Below are 26,354 nucleotides of genomic sequence, written 5' to 3'. Positions count from 1 at the left end.
ACTAGCGTCTCGATTTCTGTCGGCATCTTCAAGATGCGAGGTCTTGCATTGCCACATTTGCCGGATCGAGGTAAGTTTCGTTAGGTAGTTCACCGACGCGGAGCGAGGCCTTGGCCCCTCGACGAAGAAAGAGGCGACAGAGCGGATTCGATGCGCTGGCGTCGTTGCCTTGGCCGGTTGGGATTGTGGCCGGTGTCGTGTTGTTTGTGCTTATTTAACAATCCGGGACAGACCACGTTTTAGACTCCCCCGGTTTATTCAGCAGTCCTGTCAGATCTCGGCGATCGATGAATAGGCTCGCTCACGTTCGCACCCTGCATGAGACGATAGCGCTCCTGCACATGGGTAACGGCGAGGTTCGCCATGACGATTGGACCGAGGCATAAACAGGCGTTTGCCGTTCTGCTATCTGTAGCGGTGTTGACCGCTTGTGGCAGCGACGAGGCGCCAAACGACGCGGAAACCAAGGCAGCAAACGGATCCCCAGATGCCACCGCAAGCGTTGAAGCAACGCCGTGCCCGCGCGGTGATGAACTGCTCGCGCGAGTGCGCGCCCTTCAAGACGGCGGTAGTGACGCCGCCATGGAACGCTTCACGCTGGCGATGCAGGCAGGTGCCGGCAAATCCATTGATGGCGTAGCCGACGACGCGGACGACGGCAGCCGAGGCTGTGCCGGGTTTGAAACCCTGTCGCCCGAGCAGACCGAGACCTATGTCGATCTGATCTACAACGGCCCGCCCGCCATGGCGCCGGCGTTGGTGTTCGGGCAGACGAAGGCCGCGCGGCGCGCAATTCTCGATGCTTATCGGGACGAGCCGGACGCGGTGACGAACAACCCGAGTTTGGCCGCGGCGCTGGCCATGGCTCAGATCGGTAGCGGCGAGAGCTACGCCTCTGCCTATGAAGATCTTTCCTATGCCGCGCTTAACGACGGCATTCCGCCGCGCTATGTGCGCGGCTATCTGTCGCACTTCGGTTGCGGTTACGAGGATGCGGTCTGGGCGGCGAAGACAAAAGAGCGTGCGGATTTTCTGGAAGGCGAAGCATTTCCCACCCGCACGTCGCCCGAACGGGCGGGCGAAGGGGCATTGGTCGAGGATCGCATGGCGCTTCTACAACGCGGCGAGGTCCCTGAACTGCGTGCCGAGTGCCCGCTGAGCGTGCAGTATGCGGCCGACCGCAACGGCGATACGCTAACGCGGCTCAAGCTTCAGGCGCGACACTGGGCCGATGCGCTGCATGCGCACATAGGTGACTACGCCGGCTGGCTCAGCACCGGAAACGACACCGACGATGCGGCGACCGACACGCCAAAAGAAGAAGGCGACGACGGCGCGTTCTCGATCGATATTGAAGGCTTCGATATGGACGCGTTCGGCACACGCATGCGCGACAACATGCAGGCATTCGGAGAGTTGACGCGCCAAGCCGGGGACTTTGCGAGCGCCCGGCTAGATACCTGCCGGCGAAGCCTGGACCAGGGCTTTTTAGCGGTCTTCGACTGTTTCAAGAGCGAGCCGCCGAACGCATCCGACGAACCGGCCGAAAGCGGAACGGACGAGACGACAACGGCCGAGGAAAACCAGCCGGAAAACGAGGCGGCAAGCGCCTCGTCCTGAGCCGCGCATAGCGCATTAGCGAGCCTAAAACGGGCGGTTTCTTCGACTGGGTAAGTGGTTACTGCTGGTCGTGTCAGCGCAGTCTCGCCATGGCGGCCGAAACGCATCGGATTATGCAAAGCGCCGCGGGGCGTTCTACGGCGACGCGCGATAAAGCCGCGTGATGGTGACGAGGTTCGTGATCAGGATAAGCGTTTCCGCCAGCGTGCCGCCGAGCGAGCCGACGAGCAGGTTGCTGACCACCCAACAGAAGGCGGCGACCGCGAGCAGCCAGCGCATGGGAATGCCTTCGAGCATGAACATGCCGTAGGTGCCGATCAGCCCGGCCGCCAGCGCCCAGGCATCACGCGGCGCGCTCCAGGTAAAGAGCGCGGCGATCGCGGTCGCGGCCATGACGCCGAGCATGATCGCGACGTGGCCCTTGTATTGCCGAACCAGATGAATGCGCAGCACGATGAGCGCAGCGATCGCTGCCGCAACCCAGCTGCGAAACATCACGAACTGAAGCGCGAATGCCACGTTGGCGAACAGCAACAGAAAGAACAGCCGGTCGTCGCGCTTGCTGGCAAAGCCGGCGACGCACAAGGCAAGGGCGATCAGGCCGAATGCCTGACCGGCCAGCCAGCGAATTGAAAGATCGTCGAACACGTCGCGCGTTCCAGCGAAAGCGAGGCCGCTACGCTGCGGCAAGGCTGCTCGACGATCAAGCGTTACCAAACAGAATGCTAAGCGTAGATCCCGTTTCTACGTGGCGCTATCGGATGAATACATTTGCACGGTGATGGGCAAGGAACTGAGGGCTCGGTTGGAATCGGTCGGGCAACGAGATTTTGCGGCCTTCGTACGCGGCGACGGCTTTCTGCCAAAAGTCGCCGGCCGCCTCGTCGATGGCGGGAGATATGGCGATGGTCCAGTCCGCGCGGATAGTGATCAGGCCAATATCGAATGCCTTGTCATGCAGTGAAGAAAGACAAAGCCCGTTGGCGGGATTCAGTCGCTGGCTCGGGTCTTTACGCCAAGGCACGATATGGCTGGCCACCAGCAGGCGAGGTACCGCCAGTCCGGTAATACAGCAGCGGGCGTTGTAGGCCGTAAGCACTGCATCCCGAAACAGTCGCTGGCCGACGCGCTGAGCGCGCGTAACCAAATGCTCGTGGCCGGTGTAGTCAGTGGCCAGCGCTGCTTCTGGCTCGTCTTGGCTGTCGTCCACTTCGCAACCGAGCGCCTCAACGGCTTCTTTCGCCGCCAGTGCGAACGCGGGCCAGTCGGCATGCATTTCTTGCCAGATAGAACGATCGGCAGCGGAGGCACCTTGCAGCCCGGAACGGCCGGATCCGGTAATGACAGGATCGAGACTGGCGAGATTGGATAGCTTCATCGCGACCGCTGATGGGGTGCGGCCGATCGTCTCGGCAAACCGAATCACATCCGGATTGCGATGGTGAAATCGGCCGAAGGGCAGGCGGCAGTAGAGCCAGCCGGCCGCAAGCAGTTCGGTTCTGGACCATGCGCGGCGCGTGGGCATCGGGCTGAAAGCATTGGCGTATGGAGTTAGACCAGGATGCCAGGAACCGCTCGCCTTTAGGGCCGGCCGGCGGGAATGCGCCATGTCCTCTTGCGCAAGTCGGTTTTAATCCATGTCCAGGGCCTTTGTTGCCAAGCCAATGAAAATCGTCTGCAATCAGAGAACGCCCGAAGCCACAGTCGCGCCTTTTGCCACCATGAAGCTATAGAGTTCGCGGACCATCGACACGCCAATCCGCGTCGCGCGCAGTGGCTTGCATTGCCGCCAAAAAGGGCGGGAACCGGCGAGCGCCCCGAATCGTTTAAAATGCCGCCCTCACGAAATAGCCGCCGCTGGCGGGTAGCCCGTTCAATCAGAAGGAATGTGTTGTATGACCGCTACGATCCACACCGTTCAGGTCGAAAAAACCAGTGGCGATCTTGCCCGCGATCAGCAATTGGCATGGAAGCTCGCTGAGCTGGCTACCCGCGCGAAAGACGCCCCGCAGGATGACGAGGCCGTTGCGATGGCTAAGAACCGCATTATCGACAACGCGGCGATTGCGCTGGGTGCCGCGAATGAATCGGCGGTGCGGGTAGCGCGCGCTGATGCGCTGGGTTCCAAGGGCACCGGAAACGCGACCATCTGGGGCCTCGAGGACAAGTTCGCGCCCGTGCCGGCCGCCTTCGCCAACGCCGTGGGCGTACGCTTTCTGGACAACGACGACTGCTATCTGGCGGCGGAATACTCGCATCCGGACGACAACATCTCGCCGATCATCGCGGTGGGCCAGCAGTTGGGCGTGTCGGGTGCGGACATCCTGCGCGGCATTGTGGTGGCCTACGAGGTGCATGTGGCGCTCGTGGGTACGGGCGACGGCACCGGCATTTGCCTGCACAAGCACAAGGTCGACCATATGACCCATATCGCCGCGGGCACGGCGGCGGGCATCTCCTCCATGCTGGGGTTGAGCACTGAGCAGACCTACCACGCGATCAACTTTGCCGTGCACAACGCCATTTCCTCGCGCCAGTCGCGCAAGGGCGATATCGGCGCGCAGAAGGAATTCGTGCCCGGCTTCTCGGCCGAAATCTCCATCAAGGCCGTGCATCACGCCATGCACGGGCTCAAGGGCCCGAACCCGGTGTATGAAGGCGTGGATAGCATCATCCGCCGCTTCCTCAACGGTCGGGACGATGAAAACGCGGCCTACAAGGTCGAGCTGGCCGAGCCGGGCGCTGACGCGCTGCGCAACATCATGAAGACTTATCCGAAGCAGCATGCCTTCGAATATCAGGGCCAGGCGATCATCGATCTGGCGCTGCAGCTGCGTGAGCAGCTGCCGAAGAAGGGTGATGGTGTCGATCTCGATCAGATCGAAAAGATCGTGCTGGAAACCAGCCATCACACGCACCACGTGATCGGTACCGATGCCCAGGACCCGCAGAAGGTGGATCCGGATTCGCCGCGTGGCACGCTGGATCACAGCATCATGTTTGCCATCGCCCGCTGCATCCAGACCGGCGAGTTCCACAAGGATCGCGCCTACCAGATGACGCCGGCCGAGAAAGACGAGCTGCGCGCCATGATGGCCCGCATCGAAACGCAGTTCGATCAGCGCTGGGAAGACCTCTACCACGACCAGGACCCGAACGTGCAGGCCTACGGCGGCCGCATGATCGTGACCCTGGCGGATGGCAGCGAAGTGGCGGACGAAAAGACCCGTGCCAATGCCCACCCCGGTGGCGACACGCCCTGGCAGCGCCCGGACTACGAAGCCAAGCTGGCCGATTACACCAAGGATCTGGTGAGTGATGGCGAGCGTGCTCGTTTTATCGCGGCCGTGGATGGCATGGATTCGATCTCCGGTGACGAGTTGGCAACGATCAACCTGATCGTGGATGCCGGCACCCTGGAGACGCCGGAAACCCAAGGCATCTACTAGGGCCTGTCTGCATCGCGATCTCATCGCGAGACACTGCGGCCCTGGCGTCTGTGTACGCCGGGGCCGTTTTTTTATAAGCCTTTCGTGACGGCAAAGCCCTCCTGTTCGTGGTGCAAGTTGTATCTAAATAGCCGTTAATGGGCGTGCTTGCCCGAGCGGGCTATCCGACTTTCTGGAGTAGACGATGTTCATCAACGGCGAATGGCTCGACGGCCGGCCCACGTTTGCAGTCACCAATCCGGCGACCGGCGAAACGATCGATACGGTGCCCGACTGCAACGATGCGGATATCGAGGCCGCGATTGAGGCTGCGCACTCGGCATTTGCCGGCTGGCGCGCAACCACGGCCTATCATCGCGCCCAGTTGCTTTATCGCGCCTGGGAGCTGATGACCGAACGCAAGCGCGAGCTGGCCGAATTGATGACGCGCGAACAGGGCAAACCGCTCAAGGCCTCGCTCGCCGAGGTGGGCTACGGCGCGGATTTTCTGCTCTGGTTCGCGGAAGAAGCCAAGCGGGTCTACGGCCAGATGGTGCCGTCGGCGCGCGAGAATCAGCGCTTCATGATGCGTCGCGATCCGGTGGGCGTGGTGGGCGCGATCACACCTTGGAACTATCCGATCTCCATGATCACGCGCAAGCTCGGCCCCGCCTTGGCGGCCGGCTGCACGGTAGTGCTCAAGCCCGCAGAGAGCACGCCGCTGTGCGCGCGTGCCATGTTCGAGATCTTCGAGGCGGCCGGCTTTCCCAAGGGCGTGGTCAACTTGCTGACCGTCTCCGATCCCACGGCCACCGGCCAGGCATTCTGTAGCGATGCGCGCGTGCGCAAGCTCACGTTCACCGGTTCCACCGCGGTTGGGCGCAAGCTCAACGCGGAGGCCGCGCTGCATCTCAAGCGTGTGTCCATGGAGTTGGGCGGCCACGCTCCGGCGCTGGTGTTTCCCGACGCCGACCCGGTATACGCGGCCAAGGGGCTGTCGTTGGTGAAGTTTCTCAACATGGGCCAGGCGTGCATCAGCCCCAATCGGATTTATGTCCACGAAGACCATACCGAGGCGTTTCTCGGTGAACTCACCCGTCGCGTGGCGCGCCTGCAGGTGGGCAACGGCATGGACGACGGTATCGGCATCGGCCCGCTGATCAACGAAGCGGCCATCGACAAGATCGATGCTCAAGTGCAGGACGCTGTCGCCAAGGGCGCGCAGGTTCACCACGGCGGTGAGCGTATGAGCGAAGGTGCGCTGGCGGCCGGGCATTTCTATGCGCCGACGATTCTGTCGGGCGTCACGTCCGAGATGCAGATCTATCGGGAAGAGACCTTCGGCCCGGTCGCGCCGGTGATCAGCTATCGCGACGAGGACGACCTGATCGCGCTGGCCAACGATACCGAGTACGGCCTGGCGGCCTATGTCTACAGCGAGAAACTCTCGACCACGATGCGCGCGTTCGAAGGGCTGAACTTCGGCATCATCGGTATCAACGATATCAACCCGACCAGCGCGGCCGCGCCATTCGGCGGCATGAAGCATAGCGGCATGGGCCGCGAGGGCGCCCAGGAAGGTATCGCCGAGTATCTTGAAACGAAGACTGCCGGCATGGTGATCTGACCCGCGCGACCTCTGCTTACGTGCCGCAAGACTTGTGTCGGGCTTCTCGGTTTTGCGGTTTAGCGAGATTGGGCAGGTTTAAGAAGCGATCTTCGGATAGGGCGTGGCCTGCCGCCGCCATGGGATGTATTAGCCCGAGGTTTCTCTGGGGACGGGCTGCTCGTAGAGGCTAGGCACGCACGAATCGAGCACTTGAATCGGCGGTCGAATAACGTCCGGGGGCGCAATGCGCCGAGGTGATCGACCGAATGCAGACTGCGTCGCGCAAGCCGACTGGCGTGGTGAGGCGATCGCCGCGGTTTAGGCGTCTGGCGATGACAACCCGAAGAAGATCGGTGCGCGTTTCGGGCTGCGTCCTGCGCATGTCATTCCCGTCGTCAAAAAACTCGAGAGCGACCGCCAAGAAGCCTAGCGCGTGACTCGGCCCTCAGCCTTCAACAAAGTTTGTTCCTTTGAGGAGCGAGGCGGTATCGCCGCATTTTCAGACTTCAATAAGTGTTCGGTAGGCGAGCGTGCCGACGCCGAGGGCCGCCTGTATCAGTTAGCCTGTTCCTGAACGACCGTGAGAACGGCGAACCTGACGCAAGGTGAGACGAATGAAAAAGCTCAAGAACGAAAAAGAACTCGTCAAGAAAGCGATCGCGTTGGGCGTGGAGTACGGCGAGAAACGCGGCGTCGTCGAATTCGAGGCGACCGATTCCGCGAACGACAAGCTGGAATATATCTACCGGCTTTTCGTCCACGACGGCGTGATCCAGCCGCTGCCGGAAGAACAGGTCTCGCAGAAAGCCATTCAGCATCGGCTGGCGATGTGGGCTTCCCGGCAGTAAGCGTGGCGAAGGGCTGGAGAGACAGCAGCTAGGTTCTATGGCGGTTAATCAAGCGCTGAAGCCGCGCGCACAGATCGAGCCATTTAGGCTGGCCCGAAAGCCAGCCTGCCCATCCACCGGCACGCGAGGCGTGCTTGCCCGGCGCTAACGCCCCTGCGCACCCCGGCGTAACCAGTCGTGCACGAACGCGAGTTTGCGGCGCGTGTGCTCGGCCAGCGCGAAGGGATAAAGATCCGACAAGCCCATGGCGCGATTCACATGGTTGATGCCCACAGCGAGCGATGCGCCGCAATGGATCAGTCGTTCGGAATCCGTTTCCATGTACGGGTCCCAGTTCGCGCCGGGTAGATTGGGTGCGGAGAGACCGGCGGCGACGAAGCTGTCGGTGATATCGGTTAGGTGCAGCAGATGCGCCGTGGTCTCGGCCCAGTCTTCGTGCGGGTGGGCCGATGCGTAGCTGGTCAAGTAGCGTTGATCCCAGTGGATCGGCGGGCCGCTCGTGTAATGACGCTGCAGCGAGAGCCCGTAATCCACGCGCTCATCGCCGAACATTTCGCGAAACGCGTCGAGAAAATCGTCGCGCAGGCTCAGCCGCCACCAAAGCATATGGGCGATCTCGTGCCGCATATGGCCGATCATGGTGCGATAGGGCTCGCCCAGCGCCTGACGGCGGGTGGTGCGAACGACCGGGTCCGCCTCGTTCACGCTTATGGTCACGACGCCGTCGGCATGCCCCATGGGTGCTGGCCCGTCGTACTCGGCCAGCATATGGAATATGGGCCGGGTGCCCGGGTCCTCGGGGCGGAACCAGTGCCAGCGCCCCAAGTTGTCGAGCGCCCAGCGCTTAGCCGCTTCGGTCTCCGCCCAGTTCGGGATGGCGTTTTCGATCGAGGGATCCGGCGCCAGGGCCGTCATCGCACAGGAGCGACAGAAAGCCCCTTGCTCCGGCGCGATCCAGTTGCAGCCGATGCGCTCCCGGTTGATACAGAACGGCGGCATGGGCAGAAAAGCCCGGGCCTGCGGGTCATAAGCGACCGGGGTGCCCTCGGCCGTGGTGAGATTGTCGAACCAGAGCGAGCCGCGGCCGACTGGATTACTGAAGACGTGCATACGGCGCTAACTCCGGAGCGGGGCGAAACGGCACACGACCGTGCCGCACAGACTCTACACCCGTGATCAACTCATTTCTTAGGTTCGACGGGTTGCCGAGGGCCTTGGAGACCGGGGGCAAGTCGTATCGAAGGAGTCAGGCCGTGCCGGTGGGGCGCGCTTGATCTTATTCGGCACTTACGGGTCGCGTGCCGCGGCATGCGGGAAATCGGCTGCAGCCGTAGAACGTGTTACCTGCTTTCGCGCCGTTTCGCGCGGTACGCTCCACCATGCTGGCGTTGCACCGTGGGCAACTCGGCGTTTCAGGGGCTCGGGCGGCGGGCGCCGCATCATTCGGCTGCGTAACCGGAGCGCTCTGGTGAATGACAGCACGCGCGTCGACGAGATCGATGTTGCGACCCGTCGCGAATGCTTTCGCTGCAGCCGTGTAGTCGCCAACGCCGACGACGAAACCACCCGCGGCACCCTGCGCGACCATAACGCCGTACAGTTCACGCACGATCGAAACGCCGATGCGGTTCGCGCGCCACTGCTTGCACTGGACCAGGAAAGTTTCGCCGTCGCGTTTGAGAATGAGATCGATACCGCCATCGGGGCCGGCCGGGGTGGCCGCAACCTTGTAGCGCTGCTCTTCGAACCAGGCATGGACCAGTCGCTCGAAGTCCTGCCAGCTCATTTGCATGAGTTTGGCGCTGCCGCTTATTGAGCGAGACGTTTGAAGTAGTTGAGCCCGGCGCCGCTTCGCCAGGAGCGACATCAAAGCGGCTAGAAGCAGCATCGCCGGTGCGGCATATTGGCCGATCATGCCGGCGACGCGTATGAACTGCGCAACAACGACGCCGCCCATCTCCGACACGCCCGTGGTTTTGGGTATCGGCCAATCAACAAGCGCTGCGAAACCGAAGTAAGCCGGTAGCGTCAGTGCGAGACATACCGGCCACGGAAGCTTCGCGAATAGTGCGACCCATTGTTCGAAATCGGATTTTCTTCTACGCCGTGCCATTTGCCGTTGTTCCGCTCAGGTGCCGGCTTACGCCGACGGTTTGTTGCAGGGTCTGAGCGATGTATCGACCAGTAAGATGGGGCTCTTCAGTATCGAAGTCGATCCAGTTGAAGATCTGTGCGAGGGGCTTTCGTTATGCGCCCCAACGGCTATCCGTCAGGCTTCATATTCCCATTCGTGTCAGCGACTACGCGCTTTCCCCAGCAGGCGCAGCATCTCGAGATAGAGCCAGATCAGCGTCACCAGCAGGCCGAAGGCGCCGTACCATTCCATGTAGGCAGGCGCGCCGCGCTCGGCGCCTTTTTCGATAAAGTCGAAATCGAGCACGAGATTCAGCGCAGCGATGACCACCACCAACAGGCTGAAGCCGATGCCGGCCCAGCCGCTGTCGTGGATGAAGCCGATCGGCATGCCGAACATTCGCAGCACGATGTCGATGAGGTAGACGACCATGATGCCGCCAGTCGCCGCGACCACGCCGAGTTTGAAGTTCTCGGTCGCGCGGATCAGGCCCGAGCGATAGGCCATCAGCAGGCAGGCCAGGGTGCCGAACGTCAGGGCGGCGGCCTGAAAAGCGATGCCGGGGAACTGCAGTTCCATCGCCAACGAAATGATGCCGATTACCACGCCTTCTACGATCGCGTAGACCGGGGCGAGATAGGGCGCCCAGTGCTTGCGGAAGATGATCACGATCGCAATGATCAGGCCGAGAATCGAGCCGCCGATCATCCAGGGCCCGAGCGCGCCCATGGGGCTATAGCTCGTCGTCAATGTCGTCAGGGCCATGCGCCAGGCCAGGAATGCAGACGCGGCGGTCAACAGCAGCAGGATGGCGGTCTTGTGCACGGTGCCATTGATCGTCATGCGCGCGCCGTTGGCGGCGGGCAGGGCGTCGAAAGTCTTCTGGGTCAGAGCAGGGTTGCCCGATGCCATGTGATGCTCCGAATACGTGAAATAGACGCCAGAGCGTCAATGGGCTGGAAGAGATTGCTTAGCGGTTTGTTTTCGCTTCGAAGCGCCAGTGAGCGGCTCGTGAAACCTGCTGAAACAGTGCTGGGCGCGGGCGCCTATGCAGCCCGCGCCCTGTAACCCACTCGCTTCAGGGGGCGTCGATCAGAACGAGGCTCTGGCTGTCGCCGCCGACGGCGATCTGCTGTCCGTCCGGTGAGAAAGCGAGAGCACGGACCGAATCGTCCACCAGCACTTCGTCCTGCGAAAGGCGCTTCAGGGGTGTCAGCTGCCAGACGGGAACCATGCCGTCTTCGCTGCCTGCGGCAAGACGCTTGCCATCAGGGCTGACCGTCATCGTGTAGAGCGAGGGCTGGGAGTAGGGTTTCACTTCGTCGTCGGGGCCAAGGAAGGCGTTGCCCATCGACTCGACTTTCTGTTCGTCGAGATCGATCACGGCCAGGCCGCAGGCCTGCTTGCCCATGCACATATCGCCAGCCGCGACCTTGCTGTCGCCGGCGAACGCGATCTGCCCGGCGCTCTTCATCGGCTCGACTTTCATGTCGGCAATGACCTTTTCGTCCGCGACGTTCCAGGCGATGAGCCGCGCATAGCTGTCCGCCGGGGCCGACATGGACGTGCTCGCGTTCTTGCTGCAGACGACCGTTGTCCAGCTGTCGTTGATCGCGCAATCGCCGCTGCGCGGTGCATCGTCGCTGAAACGCTTGAGGATCTCGCCGCTGTCCGTATCGAAGATCAGTGCGCCGCCGGCCGACGTGTTGGCCATGAACAGCTGGCTGCCGTCGTCTGACAGGCGCAGGGTCGTGGTGTCGCTGACGCGGGTCTGGTTGGGCTCGGCCGGCAAGAAACGCGTGCCGATTTCGCCGCTGGTCAGATTCAGAGCCACGGTCTGCGGCGCCGTGCCCGAGTTGCCGAGGAACACGGATTGGGCATCGTCGCTCAGCAGTACAGACCCGACCAGCGTATCGACCTTGATCCGAGCCGTACTCTTGCCGTCGGCCGTGTTGATGAGCGTCAGATCGCCTTGCATACCGCCGGCGAGCAGATGATCGCCGCTGCTGTCATAGGACACGGCATAGACGTTGTCCGGTACCGAGATGGGCTGCGGGGCGGCGGCCGTCGCGATCACCGGAACGGTGGTGGCCAAGGCGGCGAGCAGCGATTTAATTTTTTATTCATGGGGATAGGGGTAAAAAGCCAGGCCGCATTCTAGTCGTTGGGTAATACATGCGCTAGCGTGGGTATTGCCATCTTCCCGTTGGGTAACAGCACGCCCGACCCCTTGGCGGCCATCGGGCATGGAATAGCCGAGCGTGCCTTTCAAGCTTAGTGATGAGCTGATGATTTGGTCGCGGGCGCGCGATGGGGCGTAGCCGTGAGTTCGCGACACACGAGGCCGGAAATCGCCGCTCGGCGACTACGACGAGCGAGCCGCGAATATTTCGGAACGACGTGTCGCAGAGCGGGTAGCCAATGAGCGTAGCTTCCGATCGTCGATCGGAGCCTCCGCCAGCTATTGAAACGCCAAGTTCAGTCGCCGAGCACGCCCACTCGGAAGCGCCGCTTCTTGATGCCGGCCTGGCGCAGCCGGTCGCGAGCGGGCTTGGCCTTGGATCGCGCGACGGCCACATAGGCACGCACAGTCGTGATCTCGATCTTGCCGACGTCGTCGCCCGAGAGGCCGCCTTCGCCGGTCAGCGCGCCGAGAATATCGCCCGGACGGAGTTTGTCGCGGCGACCGCCCTGGATGACCAGCGTGGCCATGGGCGGTTGGTCGCGTGCCGACCCCTCGTTATTCGGCAGGCGCGACCAGCTCAATCGAAAGCCGGCGGCTACTGCAATGCGCTCGGCGCGTTCATGCTCGCGCGGCGTGCAGAAGGACACCGCGCGTCCCGACTCGCCGGCGCGCCCGGTGCGGCCGATGCGGTGCGTATGGGTATCGATATCGCGGGCGAGATCCACGCTCACGACCAAGGGCAATGAAGCGATATCCAGACCGCGTGCGGCAACGTCGGTGGCGACCAGTACCGCACAGCTCTGGTTGGCGAAGCGCAGCAGCACTTCGTCGCGCTCACGCTGTTCGCGATCGCCATGCAGAGCCAGCGCGGACACGCCGCGTGAGTTCAGATGCGTGCTCACGCGGTCCACGTCATCACGCCGGTTACAGAACACCAGGGCCTGCGTGAACGTCTTCTGGCGTCGTTGCGTATCGGCCAGCACCCGTTCGAGCGCGGCGAGCTTGTCGGTATCCGCGACCTGATGAAAGATCTGCGCGATCCGCTGCGGCGGGCCATCGCCCGCGGCGGCAGTGATCTGCTTCGGATTACGCTGCAGTCGAGTCGAAACGCTGCGTATCTCCTCCGGCCAGGTGGCGGAGAACAGCAGCGTCTGTCGATCGGCCGGTAGACAGCCGACGATGGCCTCGATATCGGCAATGAAGCCCATATCGAGCATACGGTCGGCTTCGTCGAGCACCAGCGTCTGCAGCGCGCTCGTGTTCAGACTCTCGCGCCGCAGATGCGCGAGGATGCGGCCGGGCGTACCCACGACGATATGCGGCGGCTGGGCCAGCGAATTGACCTGCGCGCGCATCGGCGTGCCGCCACAAAGCGTCATCAGCTTGATGTTCGGGATGGTGGCGGCGAACTGGCGCAACGCCTGGCCGACCTGATCCGCGAGTTCGCGGGTCGGGCACAGCACAAGCGCCTGGGTTTCGGCCTGTTCGGCGGCTAGTTTATTCAGCAGGCCGAAGCCGAAGGCTGCGGTCTTGCCGCTGCCGGTCTCGGCCTGGGCCAGCACGTCCTCGCCGGCGAGTATCGAGGGTAGCGTCTGTGCCTGTACCGGCGTCATGCGGTCGAAGCCGCGGGCCGAGGCACTGTCGATCAGTTCGCGGCGTAGCGCGAGCGTTGTGAAGTCAGTCATGCGACATGATCCCACGACTGGCCTATGGCCGCGGCGGTTTCGGTGTCGCTGTTCGCGAACGCGCTTATGAAAAGTATTTCGTTCTTCGTGATCGAATTAGGACTAGACTGATTTGAACGGCACACACCGCCGGCGGGTCGCGAATCGATCGCGGCTTTCAATCGCCGACGGGTGGATGCCCGAGGCCGAGCGGCAGGCGGCATGCCTGCCGGCGGGCCGACGGCCAGTATTGCCAAAAGTTTTTGCCACCCAGTGAACAGCCAGGAGCATGTGTCATGAGTAAGGGAATGGACCGAAAGAAAACGGGCAAGAAAGCACCCACCCGCACGTTGAAAGAAAAGCGAGCGGAGAAAGCCGCCAAGACTGAGAACAAGAAGTTCATCTAAGCCGTTTGGCAACAACGAACCAGGGCGTCGGCGAAAGCTTGCGAGTGCAAGATGCGACGCCCTCGGCGCCGCTTACGGGGGCAGCGACCGGCTCGTGCGCCGTGCTGCGCTAGGGCGATGAAAGCTTGCGGCTGAAGCTCATCTTCTGGCCGATCAGCTTGTCGCGTTCGCCGGCCCATGCGTACGCCAACAGCACCGGCTCGAAATCGCCGGTGGTGATGCGATGCATATGATTGGGCGGGTTGTAGAGCAGCGAGCCGGGGGCATACACGCCGACATCGTTCTCCGACAGCGTGCCGCTCAAGCACAGATAGGATTCAGTGATGCCGTCGTGGGCGTGTGACGGATAGGTACAGCTAGGCGCGAGCATTACCAGGTCAAGGATTAGTCGCTCGCTTACGACCGGGCCGCTGGGGCCCATGATCTCGGCGAATGCGTACTTGTTGCGCAGGCCGCGCGGTACCCGGTCGTAGCCGTAGCGCCAGGAAAGCGTGGGTGCAATACGCGCCACGCTGCGCACTAGCGACGCGGTAGGCGCCTGGGTGCCCTGGTCGAGCGCACGGCCCAGCCAGTCGGTGACGGGCAATCGCTGCGGCTCGAGCTCGACGACCTGCGGGTCCGTCAGCATCTCGGCATTGAGCCGATTACGCACATCCTTGAGATGCGCACGGATCGGCTTGCTGCCGCCGGCCGAGCCGAAGCGATACGCCTGCCATAGCTCGCGCAACAAATAGTGCCAGTCGATATGGACAGAAAGCGTTCCCATGATTCGCTTCGGGGGCGGGCTGCGATGCGCATTCTACTTCGACCGATTGCATGCAGCGAGCGAAAGACAAGGATGCCGGCCCATGCTCGATGTCCGCGGCCCGGATCGCCTGGCGCAACATCACCAATGCGCTTCCGAATTTTGTAAGTGCTGACGCCTTCAAGTTGGAGTGCGAACACTGTATTGCCGGCGGGCGGAAGGGCGCATAGGCTGCGCGCTTTCAAGTAGTTGCAGGAAGCCAGCCGGCCATGCCGATTACCGACGACCAACGCCAGACCTTTCGCGCACTCGCGGCCGAGACCGACGGTATCGATCTAGAGACCTACGCCCGTTTCGAGAAGGATCCACTGGAGCCGATCATCGGCCTGGGTCGGCCGAATGCGCGTATCGGTTTCTTCGGCCGTGATCCGGGGCGGGACGAGGTCAAGCACGGCGAGCCGTTCATTGGCGCCGGCGGCCAGCTCGTGCGCAAGACCGTGTATCGCCATCTCCACGGCGAAGAGATGCCGGATTTCGACGCTTCGCGGCGGCTTGGCGAATCCTTTTTCTGGATCAATACGGTTCCTTACAAGCCGCTGGGTAACAAGGCCTGGTCGATGAAGGTGAAGCGCCGGTTTCATCCGCTTATGAATGCACTGCTCGTCGAGCAGTGGCAGGGCCGATCGTTGATCACGCTCGGCCGCGAGGCGTTCCTGTGGTTCGGCATCGGCCAGACGAAAGACGAGCGGGCGCGTATCGAGGCGTTCTGGAACAGTCCGGACCGTTTCGAGACCTCGATCGAAGTCACGCTTAGCGCGCCCGACGGCGCCGCTCGCGGTTTCGATATTCATCCTCTGCCGCACCCGTCGCCGCTGAATGCGACCTGGTACAAGCGTTTCCCTGATCTGCTGCGCCAGCGCCTGACGCAGCTGGATGCTCGCGAAGACAACCTGATCAGCTGATCGCTCCGCGACCGGGTCGAACGATCGTCGGATGCATCGCTCCCGCCGATTCGCAAAGCACGAGTCGGCGCACTATGTTTGTCTGCATTGCGCAGCTATGCCGCGACGCAGACAATAGCCGGCTGTTCTACCAGCCGGCCGCTCCGGGGCCGATCGGATTGTCTGCATGCCCACGCCGCGTCCTGCCCGCCACGTCGTCCTGATGTTGCTGGGCCTGATTCTCGTCGGACTGAATCTGCGTCCGGCTTTGACCAGTGTGTCTCCGGTACTCGTCGAGATTGGCCGCAGTTTGGGGCTGGGTTCGATGGGTCAGGGCGTGCTCACCACGTTGCCGGTGCTGTGCCTGGGTCTGGCTGCACCGATCGCACCGCGTGCCGCCCGGCGTATCGGCGACGAGACCACAATTCTGTGGACGTTGTGTGTGCTCGCGTTGGCCCTACTGATCCGGCCCTGGACCGGCACCGCAGGCCTGTTCGCCGGCACCGCGGTGGCGGGTGGCTGTATCGGCGTGATGGGCGTGCTGCTGCCGGGCCTGGTGAAGCGCGATTTTCCGAATCAAGTCGGCGTGATGACCGGCCTGTACACGATGGCGTTGTGTACCGGCGCCTCGGTGGCCGCGGGGGCGACCGAGCCATTGCGCCTGATCTTTGCCGGCGAATGGCGTTGGGCGCTGACGTTCTGGCTGACGCCGGCGATTGTCGCGGGGCTGGTGTGGCTGCCGCAGCTACGGCGCCCGCATGTGCCGCGGGCCCGCGTGGCTGATCAAACGAGGCTGCGTAGCAGTGGTTTGGCCTGGCAGGTGACGTTGTTCATGGGGCTGCAGTCGTCGTTGGCCTACTCGGTATTCGGCTGGTTGCCGACGATCCTGCAGGACCGCGGGCTCGACGAGGTCGACGCCGGGCTGTTGCTGTCGCTTTCGATCATCGTTCAGCTGATCTCGGCGATCGCGGCGCCCTGGATCGGCGGGCGCTGTCGCGACCAGCGCGGCGTGGTAGCGGTAGTCATGATCCTGACCTGGGCCGGCCTGCTGGGGTGTCTCTACGCGCCGGTTGCGAGCGTCGGCCTCTGGGCGGTGGTGCTCGGCCTCGGGCAGGGCGGCACGTTCAGCATGGGGCTGACGCTGATCGCGCTTCGCGCCGCCGACAGCCGGACCGCGGCCGACTTGTCCGGGATGGCGCAAGGCATCGGCTACGTGCTCGCGGCCATGGGCCCGCTGTTGGTCGGCGTACTGCACGACCTGACCGGTGGCTGGCAGAGCACGGGCGTGTTGTTCAGCGTGATTGTGATCGTGGGCCTGATCGCCGGCCTCGGTGCTGGTCGGGATCGACAGGTGGGCGCGCCGCCCGCTGCCGATAGGGACGGCTGACGCCGAGCCACGTTGCCGTCCTCTACTTGGCGGGCGGGTTACGCCCCAGGGCATGACGCCAGGTTTCGCTGGCCACGCCGCGGCCGACTACGCGGGCGAAGGCCACACAAAAGCCGCTCACCGCAGCCCACGCCAGTACGTGTGACCACTGCACGTCGCGGTCTTCCACGTTAAGCGGCGGCTCCTCGTCCAGGGCGCGGCGCCATGCGGCGCCCGCTCCGCGCCGCGCGAGCATGCCGGCGCCAATGGCTGCGCCGGCGCCCAAGGCAAGCCAGACTGTACGTTCTCGATTCATGGACATCGCGCTACGGGATCGCCGTGCGTCGTTGAAAAATTCTGAAATCATCGTACCGCAGATAACTTACGCCGGACTCGGTAGGACACCGGATAGCAACGCAAGCCCGAACATAACGGCCCCGCGTATTCGCGAAACGGATCGATCATCAGCGTGCACGACGGGCCCGGCGATGCGGCGGTGCCTCAAGCAAACGCATCGAGCTCCAGATAGTCGCCGCTGGCCTCACGAATGGTGCGGCCCTGTTCGAGTACTTCTTCCGATACGCGCTTGAAATGGTCGCGTTCCGCCATGCCATTCAACCACTGTGCGACCTGCGGGTAGCGGTCGAACCGATAGCCGACGGCCACGATCTGATACAGCTCACAGGTGATGGTGAGATCGGCCAACGTGGGGTGAGCGTCGCCACACAATGTGGGTGCGGCGGGTGTGTCCTGCGGCTGTCGTTCGAAATGGGCCTCGAGCGTGGCCAGTCCCGAACGCAGACCGTCCTGTAATGGCTTGAGGGCGGTGCTCTGTAGTTCGTATTTGAGCATCGGCAGCGTGAGATGCAGGTTCATGATGTCGTGGAACATGTCGTAGCGCCGAATGCCGTTGTGGTGCCACGCCATCCACTGGTCGATACGGGCGCTGCGTCGCGCATCGCGATCGCCCGGGTACCAGTGCTGCGCGTTCTCGGCGTCGCCGCCGGCATCCGCAGCGATACGGCAGAGATAACGCATGATGGCGTGGCTCTCGCCGAGTACGAAGTCGGGGTCGTCGCCGGACACGACTAGCGCCGGAATGGTCTGGAAAGGATTGATCTGCTCGGCGAAGTGCGGCTCCCGGGTTTCGCCGTTCGCGAAATCAACTTCCTGCCAATCGTAGGCAATGCCGAGTTCGCGTAGCAGTATTTCGGCTGCACGACTGGGCTGGGACAGGCGGTGGGCATAAAGGCTGATCGTCATCGTTTCTCCAGGGGATTTGTCGCGGCAGGTGATCACCATAGTGGTCGCGGATCGCATATTTATTAGCGGGCAGGGTACGAATTACGACGCTAAGAATCTGTGCGGATTTATCCCGAGATGCGTGTTTGTCCACGACGCTGGATAGCCATGACAAAGGGATCGATACGCCTGCATAAGCCGATATGACGTATTGAGCGTAGCTGCGAACCGGCGTAGGCTAATCTCGCAACAGGTCAGGAAGTACACGTCATGCATACGCTGCAATTGAAAACACAGCAGATGACAGCCGCAACGCGCGGTGCGGATGCGCGTGCGACCGCTATTTATTACTACGGATATTGGTTTAGCCGCTTAGGCGTCTGATCCGAATCCGGACAGGCGCCCCAGCACTCGGGACGCCTGCCAACGAAAAACCCCCGGTTGGCGTTCCAACCGGGGGTTTTTTCGTTTCAGGGCCACAAGATCGGCCAACGCACGACAAGGAGAACGCTCATGGTTCGCGATTATCGCTTCGAGTATTACGGCTGGCGATTTATTACCGGCCGCACGGCCACCGCCGCTTTCGACCCCTCTATATCGCTCGCGCATGCTGCGCCCGAATGCTCAAGGAATTGCCATGAACGCCTCTGTTGCCACTGTCCGTAACGATCTCGATAACTGCCTCGCCAACCCGGCGCGGCGTGCCTACGCTTTGCCCACGCCGGCCGGGCTACGCGAATCGCTGCCCGTCCAGCCGGCCTTGGCGGCTCGTATCCAGGCGCAGCGCGCCGCGGTGCGTGCCGTGCTCGACGGCACCGACGACCGCCTGCTGGTCATAACCGGTCCCTGTTCACTGCACGACCGCGAATCCGCGCTCGACTACGGCCGCCGTCTGGCGGCGTTGAACGAAGAACTCGGTGATCGACTGCTGATCGTGATGCGTGCCTATGTCGAGAAGCCGCGTACCACGGTGGGTTGGAAAGGCCTGCTGCACGACCCGCGCCTCGACGGCGGCAACGATTTGCACGCCGGTTTGCACGCGGCCCGCAGCCTGCTCATCGAACTCGGGGAACTCGGCCTGCCGCTGGCCACCGAACTGCTCAGCCCGATGGCGGCGCCTTATCTCGAAGACACGCTCAGCTGGGCGGCGATCGGTGCGCGCACGACCGAATCGCAGACGCACCGCGAACTGGTGAGTGGTCTCGACCTGCCGGTGGGCTTCAAGAACGGGACCGACGGCGATCTGGGCACGGCGCTGGATGCCATGCAGGCGGCCGCGCATTCGCACACGCAATTTGGCACGGACGACCACGGCCGAGCGGCGCTGGTCGCGACCGCGGGCAATCCGGATACCCACCTGATTCTGCGCGGCGGACGGGCCGGGCCGAACTGCGACGCGGCAAGCGTGCGCGCGGCCGCCGAACGGTTGGCGGATTCTCCAATTAATCCGCAACTGGTAGTCGACTGCAGCCACGCCAATAGTGGCAAGGACCCGTTGCGCCAGTCGACCGTGGCGGATGACGTAGTCGCCCAGCGGCGGGCCGGCGAGCGGGCGTTGGCCGGCATCATGCTCGAAAGCCATATCGAAACCGGCAAACAGGCGCTGAGCCCGGCGCTGCAGTACGGTGTGTCGATAACCGACGCATGTCTGGGATGGTCCGAAACGCAGCAACTCCTGCGTCGGCTGGCGGCTGGCTAATCAATGATGCAGTCATGCGGTGACACCTGGGAACAATGCCCGACTGTCTTGTCGAACATGGCAGTCGGGTGTCGTTCTCTTCGGCGCGCCGGCGCGTTACGCCATCGGCATGAATCGCATCCATTCGTGAGCGGCACGGGTTCTGCGGGCAATCGCAGTCGACCGGACGGGAAAGATCGCATGGAGGCCTGCACTGGAGTTGGACGTGGTTGAAGAAAGAAACCAATGAATCTGGGGCGTTACCGGTTCTCGCCGCCTTGGTGGGGCGTGCTCATGTTCGCCATCGGCGCCGTGATCTTCTGTGCGATGGGCGGCTGGCAAATCGAGCGCGCGCACTACAAGCAACGACTGGTGGCGGCAGAACAGGCCGCCCAGGCGGCGGGGACGCAGACGATACCGTCGAGGGGCGATGCGGGGGTCCCGGATCTCGTGCAGGGACGTGAATATATCGCGGCCGGCCGTTTCGACACCCGTCACCAGATTCTGCTTGCCGATCAGCTGCGCGGTACGCAGAGCGGGTATCACGTGTGGACGCCGTTGGTGCTGGATAACGGCGCTCGTGTGATGGTCGATCGGGGCTGGATCGAGCGCCCGCCGCGCGGCGAGGCGCTGCCGAATCCGACGGCGACGAATGACGCCGTGCGCGTAAAAGGCATTTGGGCCGGCTTCCCGCAGCCGGCATTGCAGTGGGGCGCAGCTTCGGCCTGCGATGCGCAAGGCTGGCCGCGCGCCTTGAGCTACCCGGACGTCGCGGGGATTCGTTGCCAGTACGACGCGCCGGTGCTGGACGGCCTGCTGCTACTCGACCCGCGGGGCGCCAACGGTTTCGTGCGCGAATGGGACGAAGACCGGGATCCCATCGGCCTGCGCCCATTCGGCCACTACGCCTACGCATCGCAATGGTTTCTGATGGCGATCGTGGCCGGCGTGATTCTCGTGGTGGTGAATCTGCGTCGTCGGTGAACGATGCATCGCTCGAGTCGTCCGTGCGAATCAACTGCCAACGCCTGACCAACGATCCGCAATAGAGCGCGGACAATATAATGGCGCCTCGCTGGCGGGCTCGCGGAATACTGCCTATAGTCGGGAATTCATTATTCGTTTCGCGGCCCGCATCAAGTAATGATGTGCCCGATATGGACGGCGGGATGAGGCAGGTCGCCGGTACGCAATGACGACTGCGCCCCAGGTGGTGGCGTAGCTGGCACGTGTGACTAGTGTGCGACGTCGATAGCCGCGGCATGCCGCGTAAATTGGCCGAGGGCATCAGCGCTCCGGGGGGAGTCATGTCGATTGAGCGATTGCCGCGTCGGACCACGGCGCATTCGGCGTTCTGGATGATGGTGCGCCGTGTGACGGTCCTTGCCGCGTGCGTGGACGTCGCTTTGTTCTGCTTCTTCCTGGCCGTGGGTTCACCGATTCTGGCGTGGATCAACGTGATCAGCGTGTCGCTGTACCTCGTGGCCTATCGGCTGCTCCAGCAGCGGCGTAATCGGGCGGCGTTGATCCTGATCTGGACCGAGGTGCTGGGCCATGCCGTCCTGGGGACGCTGCTGACCGGCTGGGGCGCCGGGTTCAACTACTACCTGCTGATGTTCATTCCCGCGATCATGGTCAGTGGGAACTGGCGAACTGTTGTTCCGCCACTGCTGGTTCTGTTCGCCGCGTACGTCGGACTCCATGAAGTGTCGCGGTTCTACGGTGCGCTCGAGCCGCTGGGCGCCACGGCGCTCACCGTCCTCTATGTCTTCAATATCTCGGTCTTCTTTGCCATGGCCAGTTCCACGGCGCGCTTCTACTACGCGATGGTGCGCAAAACCGAAGGCAAGCTCCGGGATCTGGCGACTCGCGACACGCTCACTGGCCTGTTCAATCGGCGTCATCTCATGGAATTGGCGCATGTAGAACGCAGGCGCGCGGATCATGAGGATGTGCCCCTGTCCCTGGTGATCGCCGACATCGACGACTTCAAGCAGATCAACGACCGACTGGGCCACGATGCCGGGGATCTGGTGCTACGACAGGTTGGCGAGGCCTTGCGTGAAAGCTGTCGCAGTCATGACACCGTCGCCCGCTGGGGCGGCGAGGAATTCCTGTTTCTTTTGCCGCAGACGAGCGCCGAAGCAGCGCGCGATTTTGCCGAGCGGGTGCGTCGGGCGGTCGAGGCCCTGGGCATCGGTCCGGACGCGCAGTCGTTCCACTGCACGGTATCGCTGGGCGTGGCTACGCTCGATGCGGACGAATCTCTGGAAGAGGCGATCGGTCGTGCTGATCATGCGCTGTATCGGAGCAAGGCCGAAGGCCGTAATCGGGTCACCGCCGCTACGTTGGAGGCGGATGTTGCCCTGGGCCAGGACAGCGCGCAGGTGATCGATCTGCACCCGGAGGCAACCGGGCTCGACGGGGGACCGGAAGATCGCCCCAGGCCGGGAGGGGTGCCGCTAGCCGGCTGAAAGAACGCCGCCCGGAGGCGGCGTTCATGAAGGTACCGTCGAGGGCTGCATCTCAGCGGCGATAATCATAGCGTCCGTAGTCGCGGCGCCGTTCCGCGCGGTAGCGGCGGTTATCGTAATCGCGGCTATCGTAGCGGTTGTCCTCGCGTTCGTTGATCAGCCACGAGCCGCCGGCGGCGCCGGCCGCGGCGCCGATCAGTGCGCCCTTGCTACCGCCGATTTCATTGCCGACAGCCGCGCCGAGCGCGCCACCGATGCCGCCGCCCAGTGCCTGGGAAAGCGTGTTGTTATCGAGCGCAAGCGCCGGGCTGCTGGCGAACGCGGTGAGTAGCGTGCCGACGGCGAGGCTGTTTCGGATCTTTGTATTCATGATGTGTCTCCTGTCTTTTCTACTGATACGTATTGTTCGTTCAGTAGGGAGTTAACGATAGGCAGCATGAATCGTTCATGAATCGGGCAACGCGGGTTCGTTTCCGTAGAAACGTGCTCGTCGGCATCGGCATTAAAGTGCGGGCGAGAAGGCGGCACCGGTGCGTGCCAATATCGTCATCGCCAGGCTGGGAACGAACGCGGTAGGGTGGCTGACGAGACCCTGCCCGCATTATCGGAGCCTGACGATGGACTACGGCGCGTATCGCGATCGCTTGCAGGAACGGCTGGCATCGCCCGAGCTGGCGTTTGCCGAAAGTGAGTATGAATCGCGGCTTGCCGCCCTGCGGCGGGCCGTGGACGCGCAGGGCTACGAGCTGTTGATGCTCAGCGACCCGTCCGACCTGTGTTATCTCACCGGGTACACGACCTTCGAAGTCTCGGTTCAGTGTGTGCTGCTTGTGTCGGCGCAGACGACCGTGCTTTTCGTGCCCGCGATCGAGATCGGGCCCGCCGTGTACCTGAGTCGGGTCGATACGGTGATTGGCTACGCCTGGGAGTCGCCGATGTCGGTAGCCCGCCAGCTCGCAGGCGAGATCCGCAAGGTCGCGGCCGGCACCGCGCCGCGCATTGGCGTAAGCCTGTGGAGTGGATCGTTGCGGCCGGGTCTGCTGACGGCGCTGCAGGCAGCGCTCGACGGTGTTCGGTTCGACGATATCGGCGCACTGCTCGATCGCATCCGTCTGGTGAAGTCTGCGCCTGAACTCGAGTACCTGAAACAGAGCGCGGATATTACCGGCGCCGGGCTGGATGCGGCATCCACCGTGATTCGCGAGGGCGTTGTCGATCACGAAATCGCTCGTGCCGGAGCCAACGCCATGCTTGGAGCCGGCAGCGAATTCATGAGCATGCAGCCGATCGTGACCACGGGCTTTCGCAGCGGCATCATTCACACCAACCATGCCGGCCATCCGGTCGACCGGGGGGACATCGTCTTCACGGAGTTCGGCGCGGTGCGGCGGCGTTACACCGCACCGATGATGCGTACCGCGGTCGTCGGCGCGCCGACCGACGACATGGTTCGTTTCCATGAGATCGGCCTCACGGTCCTTCAGGCAGTGATAGACAACGCACGCACGGGCGAGACGTTCGATCGCGCCGCTCGGGCCGGTTCGGATGCGCTTAAGCCGATTGTCGATCAGGCCTTCTTTTCCGGTGTCTACGGCTATCCGGTGGGTATCCAGTTTCCGCCGTCCTGGGTCGCGGGGGCGACTTTCATAGCCGAAGGCAGCGATGCGCTATTCGAGACCGACATGGTCTTTCATCTCCCGATCTGCCTGCGAAAACCCGGAGAGTTCGGCATCGGATTCAGCGAGACAATCCGGGTGACGCCGTCCGGGGGCGAACGGATCACGCGTAACGACCTCCGTTTGCATCGTTACGACTGAGAGGCGACTGATCGGTGTTCTAGCGGCTTGTGAAAGCGGGCGGCTGAGCACTTGCCCTGCAGGACAGCCTGCTGCAAGAGGCTGTCGATAGTCGCGTTTATGTGTCCACTGGGTGCCACTACCTTGAGACACTGCCACGGTTTGGCGGCGATGCCGTCTCTCCGTGGATCGAGCGCGCCGTTGCGTTGCGACACCGTGAAGGAGAGCCGTGGTGATCCATCGGTTCGCCAGGAGATTGGGAACGCGCGATCGATCGCCCAACCCCACTCAGCGCGTGCCGCTTGCAAGCCGCACGCAATTGCGGCCTGCGGCTTTCGCGGCATACAACGCCTTGTCGGCTCTCTTCAGGATAACGCCGGTTTCAAGTGTGGTGCTGGTTTCGCTGTTTGCGACGCCGATAGACGCGCTCACGGTGAACGGCCTGTTCTCGTCGTCCAGGAATGACAACTCGGCGATGCGGGTGCGCAGTCGGTTGGCGGCGATCGTAGCGGCGTCGGCATCCGTCATCGGCATGATCAAGAGAAATTCTTCGCCGCCGAAGCGTCCGAAGGTGTCGACGCTGCGGATCATGCCTTCGACCGCATTCGCGCAGGCGATGAGTACCCGGTCGCCCATGGGATGGCCGCGCTCGTCGTTGATCCGCTTGAAGTCGTCGAGATCGAACAGGCAGACACTGAACTGGGCATCGCCGCGCGCGGCGCGCGCGACTTCGCTCTGTAGAACCTCCATCAGGCGGCGGCGGTTGTATATGCCGGTTAGCTCGTCGCGTACCGCCATGTCGGAGATCTTCTCCATCGCGTCGTTGAGCTGTTGGTTCTTGCGCCGTAGTGATCCGCGCAGACCGCTAATGAAGCCGCCGATCACGCCGATCTGGGCCAGCAGCAGCGCCAGCGTGATGAGGACGATCCATTCGTTGGGGTTGTCGTAATAGGCGATGTCACGCGCGCCGGCGAGAAGGAACACGCTGAAATACGCTACGAAGTAGGCCAGTGCCGCAGTGAGAAAACGACCGATCGACAGATCGAGGATGCCGTAGAGAAGCGGCGCGATCACGGTCAGCAGGATGCCGGCGCGTACCGGCAGAGAATCGATGTTATAGAGCAGATAGATCGCTGGCGGCAGCGGGCTCAGCACTTGGATGAAGGTGAGGTTGGGTTCCCGAGAACGCAGATTCAGACCGCTGCGAAAGACAGCGAAGAACACAAGCACGAGTAGCGATATGCCGAAGACGTAGTTGAACGCCGTCGACCAGGCCATACCGCCGAGCGCTGCGGTGCAGAGGGCCACGGAGGCCTGCAATACGTAGGACACGGTCGCCCTGCCCAGCCGTTGCAGCCGAATCTGTTGATGTCGCAGGACGCGCGGGTCCGTGATCTTGGTTCGCATGGTTCCAGACCCGTTGGGCTGCTGCCGCGTGATGCCGTGCGCAGGTTCGGGTTCTTTTGTCTCCCTTAGCCGGTATCGGCCGCAGGTGCGGAGCTTTTACTGTTCAATACGATATCATTCGGCGGGCATCGGTCGTCCGTGGTGAGAACCTGACGGGACGCGTTTCAGCAGTCAGGTTTAGCGGGCGGCAATTACGGTCGACCTTTCAGGCCCACCGCCTGCGCATCACTCAGCATCGCTGCGGGATCCATTCGTGAGAAGGCCTTGGGCCTGCTCGTACGACAGGCCACTGATGCCGGCCTGAGTCATCGACCGCCCCAGCGAATGGGCCACCGCGAAGGCGGAAGCGCGCCGATAGAAGTCGAAGCCGCGTTGATAGACGGGCAGCACGTCGTCCACCGTCTCGGCGTCCTGCAGTCTCTGTTCGAATGCGGCCCGTTTTTGTTCCAGATAAGCAAGGAAGTCTGAATCGGCAGCCATGGCGTCGCTGAGTTCCAGCGTCCAGGTCATGTCGTTGCGGAGCACGCAGGTACCGATGAAGCGCCCAGCCACCGATTCGCCGAGCATTCGCGGCGGCGTGAGACCCATCCAGAATTGCTCGTCCGCCCCGTAGAGGAAGTAGTGTTTCCCCGGCACCGGCTTGAAGCGGAATCGGCTTTCGAGCACGAATAACGACGTGAACAGCTCGGTGGTGACCTGATCGATCTGCTTGGGCGGCACGGCGAGGGCGCCGGCCCGTTGTTCCGAGAGCGTGGCGAGGACCACCGAGCCGCCTTTGCCTTGAGGATTCGGATTCTTGCTCATGACGGC

General features: G+C 62.9%; 24 protein-coding genes. 11 read left to right on the top strand and 13 right to left on the bottom strand.

Annotated features, from left to right (window positions below):
- The first annotated feature begins 582 nt into the window (after nt 1-582).
- Complete coding sequence (locus tag SADO_RS16475; protein ID WP_353113398.1) at nt 583-1,620, top strand: hypothetical protein; 1,038 nt, start codon at nt 583-585, stop codon at nt 1,618-1,620.
- Between the two features lie 135 nt (nt 1,621-1,755).
- On the opposite strand, the gene SADO_RS16470 is transcribed toward SADO_RS16475, so the two are convergent.
- Nucleotides 1,756-2,310 carry a YgjV family protein gene (locus tag SADO_RS16470; protein WP_353113396.1) on the bottom strand — a complete coding sequence of 185 codons (555 nt, stop codon included), beginning with the start codon at nt 2,308-2,310 and terminating at the stop codon, nt 1,756-1,758.
- Between the two features lie 64 nt (nt 2,311-2,374).
- Complete coding sequence (locus SADO_RS16465) at nt 2,375-3,145, bottom strand: HNH endonuclease (protein ID WP_434547924.1); 771 nt, start codon at nt 3,143-3,145, stop codon at nt 2,375-2,377.
- A gap of 370 nt (nt 3,146-3,515) precedes the next feature.
- Between SADO_RS16465 and SADO_RS16460 the strand changes: the two genes are divergently transcribed.
- The 3 genes from SADO_RS16460 (at nt 3,516) to SADO_RS16450 (ending at nt 7,505) form a co-directional block, all read left to right on the top strand.
- The gene (locus tag SADO_RS16460) at nt 3,516-5,069 is read left to right on the top strand and encodes an MmgE/PrpD family protein (RefSeq protein WP_353113392.1); all 1,554 of its coding nucleotides are present in this window, start codon (nt 3,516-3,518) and stop codon (nt 5,067-5,069) included.
- 184 nt (nt 5,070-5,253) lie between these two features.
- Nucleotides 5,254-6,675 (top strand): NAD-dependent succinate-semialdehyde dehydrogenase, encoded by a 1,422-nt coding sequence (locus SADO_RS16455; RefSeq protein ID WP_353113390.1) that lies wholly within the window; start codon nt 5,254-5,256, stop codon nt 6,673-6,675.
- 596 nt (nt 6,676-7,271) lie between these two features.
- Nucleotides 7,272-7,505, top strand: a complete 234-nt coding sequence (locus tag SADO_RS16450; protein ID WP_353113388.1) for a DUF5062 family protein — start codon at nt 7,272-7,274, stop codon at nt 7,503-7,505.
- Between the two features lie 144 nt (nt 7,506-7,649).
- Here SADO_RS16450 and SADO_RS16445 read toward each other — a convergent pair whose 3' ends face one another.
- The 5 genes from SADO_RS16445 to dbpA form a co-directional block, all read right to left on the bottom strand.
- Complete coding sequence (locus SADO_RS16445) at nt 7,650-8,615, bottom strand: zinc-binding metallopeptidase family protein (RefSeq protein WP_353113386.1); 966 nt, start codon at nt 8,613-8,615, stop codon at nt 7,650-7,652.
- Between the two features lie 166 nt (nt 8,616-8,781).
- The gene (locus SADO_RS16440; protein ID WP_353113384.1) at nt 8,782-9,462 is read right to left on the bottom strand and encodes a restriction endonuclease; all 681 of its coding nucleotides are present in this window, start codon (nt 9,460-9,462) and stop codon (nt 8,782-8,784) included.
- A 336-nt stretch (nt 9,463-9,798) separates the two neighbouring features.
- Entirely contained in the window at nt 9,799-10,551 is a 753-nt protein-coding gene (locus SADO_RS16435; protein WP_353113382.1) for a Bax inhibitor-1/YccA family protein, read from the bottom strand.
- Between the two features lie 166 nt (nt 10,552-10,717).
- Nucleotides 10,718-11,734: a WD40 repeat domain-containing protein gene (locus tag SADO_RS16430; RefSeq protein WP_353113380.1), complete on the bottom strand. Its 1,017-nt coding sequence runs from the start codon at nt 11,732-11,734 to the stop codon at nt 10,718-10,720.
- Between the two features lie 383 nt (nt 11,735-12,117).
- Nucleotides 12,118-13,509 carry an ATP-dependent RNA helicase DbpA gene (dbpA, locus tag SADO_RS16425; protein ID WP_353113378.1) on the bottom strand — a complete coding sequence of 464 codons (1,392 nt, stop codon included), beginning with the start codon at nt 13,507-13,509 and terminating at the stop codon, nt 12,118-12,120.
- Nucleotides 13,510-13,652: 143 nt separating this feature from the next.
- On the opposite strand from dbpA, the gene SADO_RS17220 reads away from it, so the two are divergent.
- Entirely contained in the window at nt 13,653-13,895 is a 243-nt protein-coding gene (locus SADO_RS17220; protein WP_434547923.1) for a hypothetical protein, read from the top strand.
- Between the two features lie 109 nt (nt 13,896-14,004).
- On the opposite strand, the gene SADO_RS16420 is transcribed toward SADO_RS17220, so the two are convergent.
- Nucleotides 14,005-14,661: a dimethylsulfonioproprionate lyase family protein gene (locus SADO_RS16420; RefSeq protein WP_353113376.1), complete on the bottom strand. Its 657-nt coding sequence runs from the start codon at nt 14,659-14,661 to the stop codon at nt 14,005-14,007.
- Nucleotides 14,662-14,909: 248 nt separating this feature from the next.
- Between SADO_RS16420 and SADO_RS16415 the strand changes: the two genes are divergently transcribed.
- On the top strand, nt 14,910-15,602 hold the full coding sequence (locus tag SADO_RS16415) for a uracil-DNA glycosylase family protein (RefSeq protein WP_353113374.1): 693 nt from the start codon (nt 14,910-14,912) through the stop codon (nt 15,600-15,602).
- 166 nt (nt 15,603-15,768) lie between these two features.
- A complete protein-coding gene (locus SADO_RS16410; RefSeq protein WP_353113372.1) occupies nt 15,769-16,968 on the top strand; it encodes a CynX/NimT family MFS transporter in 1,200 nt (399 codons plus the stop codon).
- Nucleotides 16,969-16,990: 22 nt separating this feature from the next.
- On the opposite strand, the gene SADO_RS16405 is transcribed toward SADO_RS16410, so the two are convergent.
- Entirely contained in the window at nt 16,991-17,263 is a 273-nt protein-coding gene (locus tag SADO_RS16405) for a DUF4235 domain-containing protein (RefSeq protein ID WP_353113370.1), read from the bottom strand.
- Nucleotides 17,264-17,448: 185 nt separating this feature from the next.
- On the bottom strand, nt 17,449-18,210 hold the full coding sequence (locus SADO_RS16400; protein WP_353113368.1) for a glutathione S-transferase family protein: 762 nt from the start codon (nt 18,208-18,210) through the stop codon (nt 17,449-17,451).
- Between the two features lie 616 nt (nt 18,211-18,826).
- On the opposite strand from SADO_RS16400, the gene SADO_RS16395 reads away from it, so the two are divergent.
- From SADO_RS16395 to SADO_RS16385, 3 genes are all read left to right on the top strand, one after another.
- Nucleotides 18,827-19,888 (top strand): 3-deoxy-7-phosphoheptulonate synthase, encoded by a 1,062-nt coding sequence (locus SADO_RS16395; RefSeq protein ID WP_353113366.1) that lies wholly within the window; start codon nt 18,827-18,829, stop codon nt 19,886-19,888.
- Between the two features lie 225 nt (nt 19,889-20,113).
- The gene (locus tag SADO_RS16390; RefSeq protein WP_353113364.1) at nt 20,114-20,851 is read left to right on the top strand and encodes an SURF1 family protein; all 738 of its coding nucleotides are present in this window, start codon (nt 20,114-20,116) and stop codon (nt 20,849-20,851) included.
- Nucleotides 20,852-21,141: 290 nt separating this feature from the next.
- Nucleotides 21,142-22,341, top strand: coding sequence for a GGDEF domain-containing protein (locus SADO_RS16385; RefSeq protein ID WP_353113362.1), 1,200 nt, complete (start codon nt 21,142-21,144; stop codon nt 22,339-22,341).
- A gap of 52 nt (nt 22,342-22,393) precedes the next feature.
- Here SADO_RS16385 and SADO_RS16380 read toward each other — a convergent pair whose 3' ends face one another.
- Complete coding sequence (locus tag SADO_RS16380) at nt 22,394-22,711, bottom strand: YMGG-like glycine zipper-containing protein (RefSeq protein WP_353113360.1); 318 nt, start codon at nt 22,709-22,711, stop codon at nt 22,394-22,396.
- 247 nt (nt 22,712-22,958) lie between these two features.
- On the opposite strand from SADO_RS16380, the gene SADO_RS16375 reads away from it, so the two are divergent.
- Nucleotides 22,959-24,158 (top strand): M24 family metallopeptidase, encoded by a 1,200-nt coding sequence (locus tag SADO_RS16375; protein ID WP_353113358.1) that lies wholly within the window; start codon nt 22,959-22,961, stop codon nt 24,156-24,158.
- 267 nt (nt 24,159-24,425) lie between these two features.
- Here the strand turns inward: SADO_RS16375 and SADO_RS16370 are convergent, their stop codons facing one another.
- Together SADO_RS16370 and SADO_RS16365 are read right to left on the bottom strand one after the other, a co-directional pair.
- On the bottom strand, nt 24,426-25,544 hold the full coding sequence (locus SADO_RS16370) for a GGDEF domain-containing protein (protein ID WP_353113356.1): 1,119 nt from the start codon (nt 25,542-25,544) through the stop codon (nt 24,426-24,428).
- 225 nt (nt 25,545-25,769) lie between these two features.
- Nucleotides 25,770-26,348: a DUF2452 domain-containing protein gene (locus SADO_RS16365; RefSeq protein WP_353113354.1), complete on the bottom strand. Its 579-nt coding sequence runs from the start codon at nt 26,346-26,348 to the stop codon at nt 25,770-25,772.
- Nucleotides 26,349-26,354: the final 6 nt, after the last annotated feature.

It is taken from the genome of Salinisphaera dokdonensis CL-ES53, assembly GCF_040361215.1.
Lineage (GTDB): Bacteria > Pseudomonadota > Gammaproteobacteria > Nevskiales > Salinisphaeraceae > Salinisphaera > Salinisphaera dokdonensis.
Note: the sequence above shows the minus strand (reverse complement) of the source record. Positions and strands in the feature narration are given on the sequence as shown.

What these genes read in the sequence shown, in the direction of transcription:
- SADO_RS16450 (WP_353113388.1), top strand. Translation starts at nt 7,272, where the DNA reads ATGAAAAAGCTCAAGAACGAAAAAGAACTCGTCAAGAAAGCGATCGCG.
- SADO_RS16375 (WP_353113358.1), top strand. Translation starts at nt 22,959, where the DNA reads ATGGACTACGGCGCGTATCGCGATCGCTTGCAGGAACGGCTGGCATCG.
- SADO_RS16465 (WP_434547924.1), bottom strand. Translation starts at nt 3,145, where the DNA reads ATGCCCACGCGCCGCGCATGGTCCAGAACCGAACTGCTTGCGGCCGGC.
- SADO_RS16370 (WP_353113356.1), bottom strand. Translation starts at nt 25,544, where the DNA reads ATGCGAACCAAGATCACGGACCCGCGCGTCCTGCGACATCAACAGATT.
- SADO_RS16415 (WP_353113374.1), top strand. Translation starts at nt 14,910, where the DNA reads ATGCCGATTACCGACGACCAACGCCAGACCTTTCGCGCACTCGCGGCC.
- SADO_RS16410 (WP_353113372.1), top strand. Translation starts at nt 15,769, where the DNA reads ATGCCCACGCCGCGTCCTGCCCGCCACGTCGTCCTGATGTTGCTGGGC.
- SADO_RS16395 (WP_353113366.1), top strand. Translation starts at nt 18,827, where the DNA reads ATGAACGCCTCTGTTGCCACTGTCCGTAACGATCTCGATAACTGCCTC.
- SADO_RS16440 (WP_353113384.1), bottom strand. Translation starts at nt 9,462, where the DNA reads ATGGGCGGCGTCGTTGTTGCGCAGTTCATACGCGTCGCCGGCATGATC.
- SADO_RS16405 (WP_353113370.1), bottom strand. Translation starts at nt 17,263, where the DNA reads ATGAATCGAGAACGTACAGTCTGGCTTGCCTTGGGCGCCGGCGCAGCC.
- SADO_RS16460 (WP_353113392.1), top strand. Translation starts at nt 3,516, where the DNA reads ATGACCGCTACGATCCACACCGTTCAGGTCGAAAAAACCAGTGGCGAT.
- SADO_RS16435 (WP_353113382.1), bottom strand. Translation starts at nt 10,551, where the DNA reads ATGGCATCGGGCAACCCTGCTCTGACCCAGAAGACTTTCGACGCCCTG.
- dbpA (WP_353113378.1), bottom strand. Translation starts at nt 13,509, where the DNA reads ATGACTGACTTCACAACGCTCGCGCTACGCCGCGAACTGATCGACAGT.
- SADO_RS16400 (WP_353113368.1), bottom strand. Translation starts at nt 18,210, where the DNA reads ATGACGATCAGCCTTTATGCCCACCGCCTGTCCCAGCCCAGTCGTGCA.
- SADO_RS16420 (WP_353113376.1), bottom strand. Translation starts at nt 14,661, where the DNA reads ATGGGAACGCTTTCTGTCCATATCGACTGGCACTATTTGTTGCGCGAG.
- SADO_RS16455 (WP_353113390.1), top strand. Translation starts at nt 5,254, where the DNA reads ATGTTCATCAACGGCGAATGGCTCGACGGCCGGCCCACGTTTGCAGTC.
- SADO_RS16445 (WP_353113386.1), bottom strand. Translation starts at nt 8,615, where the DNA reads ATGCACGTCTTCAGTAATCCAGTCGGCCGCGGCTCGCTCTGGTTCGAC.
- SADO_RS16390 (WP_353113364.1), top strand. Translation starts at nt 20,114, where the DNA reads ATGAATCTGGGGCGTTACCGGTTCTCGCCGCCTTGGTGGGGCGTGCTC.
- SADO_RS16365 (WP_353113354.1), bottom strand. Translation starts at nt 26,348, where the DNA reads ATGAGCAAGAATCCGAATCCTCAAGGCAAAGGCGGCTCGGTGGTCCTC.
- SADO_RS16380 (WP_353113360.1), bottom strand. Translation starts at nt 22,711, where the DNA reads ATGAATACAAAGATCCGAAACAGCCTCGCCGTCGGCACGCTACTCACC.
- SADO_RS16475 (WP_353113398.1), top strand. Translation starts at nt 583, where the DNA reads ATGGAACGCTTCACGCTGGCGATGCAGGCAGGTGCCGGCAAATCCATT.